Here is a 4,579-nt window from a genome sequence, read left to right as displayed (position 1 = left end):
AGACGAGGTATTGGCATCGATTTTTGACACGCTGTTGAGTTCTCAAGCATCAGACACACACCATCAACCACACCCACACACGCAGGCCCGGCCTCCGGGGCAACCGTTCAAACTTACCCGTCCGCGCCGTTCGGACCAAATCCGTGACCCGCTCGTGAAGAGCGACCAGATTCAGTCCGCCGGTCTCGGCGGGCTCCGCAACTTTACCCCATCCGAACCAGTGCTCCTGACCGTGTCAGGGGCGGCCGTTCCGGCCGGGGACAGGTTCGTGTGGATCTCCGTGAGGAGGGCCGTGAACCGGTACGATGTCATCCGCAGAGACCGGCCAACTTCGCTCTCGATCGAGTCGATCGCGGTGGCGTCCGTTGCTCCCTGTCGGGCTGACGAAGAGAACAGTACAGGCGATCGCCCGGACCGCCAAAACGGCTCCCCCGAGGCTCGATCCGAGGCTCATCCGCCCCCTGTTGCGGACCTGGCGCGGCCCCGATCAGGACCTGTTCCGGACGTCGATCCGGCGTTCGGACGCACGCTGTCGCGGCGCCCGTGGCCCGCCCTACCCTCCCGACATGACGCTGACGACGCTCGCGCTGCTCGCGGTCGCAGCGCTGCTCGTCGGCTTCGCCAAGACGGCCATCGGCGGCGTCGCGACGATCTCCATCGCGATCTTCGCCTTCGCCATGCCGACCCGGGAGTCGACGGCCGCCATCCTGCTGCTCCTGCTCGTCGGTGACGCCTACGCCGTGTGGCACTACCGGCGTGACGCCGACCTCGCGCTGCTGCGTCGGCTCATCCCCGCGGTCTTGCCCGGCCTCGCCCTCGGGGCGCTCTTCCTGGCGTGGGTCGACGACGAGACGCTGCGTCGCTGCATCGGGGTGCTGCTGCTCGTCTTCGCCGTGGTGCAGCTCGTCCTCGTGTGGCGCAGCCCCGACACGAGCCGCATCTCCGACTCCCGCGCCGCCGCGGTGGGAACCGGCCTGGCCTCCGGCTTCGCCACGATGACGGCCAACGCGGCAGGCCCCGTCATGACGCTCTACCTCGTGGCCCAGGGCGTCGAGAAGCGTCGGTTCCTCGGCACGGGCGCGCTCTTCTTCTTCGGCGTCAACCTCTGCAAGGTGCCGTTCAGCATCGGGCTCGGGCTGTTCACCGCGGGGATGCTCTGGCAAACCCTGGCGCTGGCGCCGTTCGTGCTGCTCGGCGCGTGGGTGGGGTTGCACACCGCACGCCGGCTCAGCCAGACGCGGTTCGACCAGGCAGTCCTCGCCGCGACAGTCGTGTCGGCGCTGGCCCTCGTCGTCCGCTGACCGCGTCGACGCGCCGATCGGGCGGCCCACCCGCCCATGAGATGCGCCCAAGAGGGCGAGAACAATCAAGCGCTGCTCGCCGGCGCGGGCGGAGGCTCTCGGACATGAGCACCGACACGCAGTCCGAGACCCGCTACCCGCTTCCCCCCTCTGCCGACGACCTCGTCCCGACGAACTTCGACACCCTCCCCTGGACCACCCCGTTGACTCCGCGCGCCCCCGCACCGTTGGTCGTCCCCGAGCCGCCCCGCCGCGGCGAGCCCGGCGGCGAGCCGTGCGGCGTCTGCGAGCGCCACACGACCAGCGCCGTCTGGAGCGACGAGCACTGGACGCTGCACCCACCCGTCGGGGGCAGCCTTCCCGGCGCGGTCTGGCTGGCGAGCCGCGAGCACGTCGACTCCTTCCAGGACCTGCCCGACGCGGCCGCCGCGACCTTCGGGCTCGTCGTGGCTCGGGTCGAGCGGGCGATCCTCGCCCTCGGCGGCGTCGGACGCGTCCACCTCTACCGGTGGGGCGACGGCGGCGCGCACTTCCACGTCTGGTTCATCCCGCGACCGCTCGGCATGCTCGACGCGAGCGGGCCGATGCTCCCACTCTGGGAGGACGTGCTGCCGAACGTGACCGACGAGGCCCTGCGCGAGGCGGCCGAGCGCGTCGCCGCGGCGCTCGAGTCCACCGCCTGACCGCCCCGCCGTTCCAACCGGTTCGATGTATCCGGCGGTCACCGGTGGCCGCCGGATACATCGAACCGGTCATTCCGGGCGCACCCGGGCGGGGAGGTTGTACGGCGTCACGACCTCGACGTTGGCCGGCACCGACGTCGGCGCCCCCGGCAGGAGCCGGTGGGCGCGCATGACCTGCCGCAACGCCCGCCGCATGTCCGCGCCGAGGTCGTGGTGCAACACCACAGAGACGACGCCGGTGCGCAGCAGCTCGAGGTTGTCGGCGTCGAGGTCGTGCGCGACGAACACCTGGCACTCGCGACCGACCCGCGCGAACTCGCTTGCCGTCGCGTGGTTTCCGCCGCCGACCGAGTACACGCCGCGGATCGACGCGTCGGCGGCGAGTGCCGTACGGACGGCGTCGGCGAGCGAGGCGTCGAGACCGTCGGTGTCGGTGACGACGGCGGTGCCGACGCGGGCGGCCACGTGAGGCAGCTGCGCGCGGAACGCGTCGATGCGCTCCCGCTCGCCGAAGAAGGCCGAGCCGCTCGTCGTGACGAGCACCGTGCCACGGTCGGGCCCGAGCCAGCGCGCGACGAGGTAGGCGGCGGTGCGCCCGGCTGCCGCGTTGTCGAGGCCGACGTAGGCGACGCGTCCGGAGTCGTGGACGTCCGTGACGAGCGTGACGACCGGGATGCCGCGGGCCGCGACGCGTCGGGCCGCCGCGGCGACGTCCGGGTGGTCGGGCGCCTTGAGCAGGACCCCGTGCGAGAGCCGACCCCGGCGACCGACCGCATCGAGGGAGGCGACAGCGGCGGACGGGTCGGCGTTCTCGCGCAGGTCGAACCGGGCCCGCACCACGGCGGGACGGGCGGCCGGCAGCTCGGCCTCGAGCGCGGCGCGCACCGCGCCCGAGAAGCGTTCGGGTGCCTGCATGACGACGTCGACGACGAGCGTCCGGGCGGCAATCCGCAGCTGCGACTGCTGGCGGTCGAGGTCGAGGACCGCCTGCTCGACGGCCCGGACGGCCCGCGAGCTCGCCCCGATGCGGCCGTGCAGCACGCGGTCGACGGTGGCCTCGGACAGGCCCGACTGCTCCGCGATGTCGCGGACGCGGTGGGTGCGCGGCGCCGTCCTGGCCATGGCGTCACGGTAGTGCGAGTCGTGCTCGGACTGAGGGCTTTCTGAGGTCTTGAGGGGGTCCGGCACGAGTACGGCGGATCCATCCTGAGAGGGACCGCCCCAGCACAACGCCGCGTCGAGGAGGACGTCCTGACCCTGACCGCCCGCCCCATCCACCCCTGGCTCCTGCCCGAGGACTGCCGGCTCGCCGACCTGCTCGAGGTCCTCGCCGACCGCACCCGCCTGAAGGACCACCCGCACGCGTCGCGGCTCGAGGGCGAGGTGCCCGTGTACGCGGCCGACCGGCTCGTGGCCGCGGCCACCGCCGACGAGGAGGGCCGGCGCGCGGTGCTCGCCGAGATCGCCGGTGCCCTCTCCGGAGGGCCGGGGATCGTCGTCGTCGAGGGCGCCTTCGAGGCGTCGGTCGTCGACCGCGTCACGGCTGCGTTCGACGCGATGATCAGCGAGCAGCGCTCTGCCGGAACGTCGTCCGGCGACCACTTCGCCAAGCCGGGCGCCAACGACCGTGTCTGGAACGCCCTCGAGAAGCTCGCCGTGACCGACCCGCAGGCCTTCGTCGACTACTACGCCAACGACGTCCTCGCCCTGGCCGCGACCGCATGGCTCGGCCCGGGCTACCAGGTGACCTCCCAGGTCAACGTCGTCAACCCCGGCGGCGCCGGCCAGACCGTGCACCGCGACTACCACCTCGGCTTCCAGAGCGACGAGGTCTGCGCGCGGTACCCGGCACACGTGCACGCGCTGTCGCAGGTGCTGACGCTGCAGGGCGCGGTGGCCCACTGCGACATGCCCGTCGAGTCGGGTCCGACGCTCTACCTGCCGCACAGCCAGAAGTACGCGCACGGCTACGTCGCCTACCAGCGTCCGGAGTTCCAGGAGTACTTCGTGGCCCACCACGTGCAGCTGCCCCTCGCCAAGGGCGACGCCGTCTTCTTCAACCCGGCCCTGTTCCACGCGGCCGGCACGAACCACTTGACCGGCATCCGGCGCATGGCCAACCTGCTGCAGGTGTCGTCGGCCTTCGGTCGAGCGATGGAGACCGTCGACCGGCAGCGCGTCGTCGAAGCCCTCTACCCGACGCTCCTCGCCGAGGTCTCGCGGACGGGGGACGGACGCGTCGGGCGGGCCATGGCGAATGCCGTCGCCGCGAGCGCCGAGGGGTACGCGTTCCCGACCAACCTCGACCGCGACCAGCCGATCGGCGGCATGGCCCCGCCCAGCCAGGCCGACGTCGTGAGCGACGCCCTGGCCGACGGCGTCGACCCGGCCGAGCTGCACCGCCGACTCGGCGCCCAGGCCGACGCCCGCCGCTCCCACTGACGGCCCGCTCGCCCACCCTTCCCCCGCTCGCCCTCAGCCCTCCCCCTCCCCCTTCCATCGAGTGAGCACTTCGTCACTCCTGCCCCACCCGTCATGTGACGGGTGGGGCTGAGTGCTCACTCGATCAAGGGGCGGGGGGCGGGGCGGGGGGGC

Annotated in this window: 4 protein-coding genes; 3 read left to right on the top strand and 1 reads right to left on the bottom strand. The window is 72.4% G+C overall.

Annotation, left to right across the window (positions count from 1 at the left end; all coding sequences use genetic code 11):
* Positions 1 to 566 precede the first annotated feature (566 nt).
* Entirely contained in the window at positions 567 to 1,301 is a 735-nt protein-coding gene (locus AC3A5R_RS23040) for a sulfite exporter TauE/SafE family protein (protein WP_487623107.1), read from the top strand.
* 104 nt (positions 1,302 to 1,405) lie between these two features.
* Positions 1,406 to 1,984 carry an HIT family protein gene (locus AC3A5R_RS23035; RefSeq protein WP_487623106.1) on the top strand — a complete coding sequence of 193 codons (579 nt, stop codon included), beginning with the start codon at positions 1,406 to 1,408 and terminating at the stop codon, positions 1,982 to 1,984.
* Between the two features lie 69 nt (positions 1,985 to 2,053).
* Here the strand turns inward: AC3A5R_RS23035 and AC3A5R_RS23030 are convergent, their stop codons facing one another.
* Positions 2,054 to 3,106: a LacI family DNA-binding transcriptional regulator gene (locus AC3A5R_RS23030; protein WP_487623105.1), complete on the bottom strand. Its 1,053-nt coding sequence runs from the start codon at positions 3,104 to 3,106 to the stop codon at positions 2,054 to 2,056.
* A gap of 261 nt (positions 3,107 to 3,367) precedes the next feature.
* Between AC3A5R_RS23030 and AC3A5R_RS23025 the strand changes: the two genes are divergently transcribed.
* Positions 3,368 to 4,426, top strand: coding sequence for a phytanoyl-CoA dioxygenase family protein (locus tag AC3A5R_RS23025; protein WP_487623104.1), 1,059 nt, complete (start codon positions 3,368 to 3,370; stop codon positions 4,424 to 4,426).
* The last annotated feature ends 153 nt before the right edge of the window (positions 4,427 to 4,579 follow it).

It is taken from the genome of Intrasporangium sp. Soil_C_50, assembly GCF_057656595.1.
This window is presented reverse-complemented; position numbering and strand designations above follow the sequence as displayed.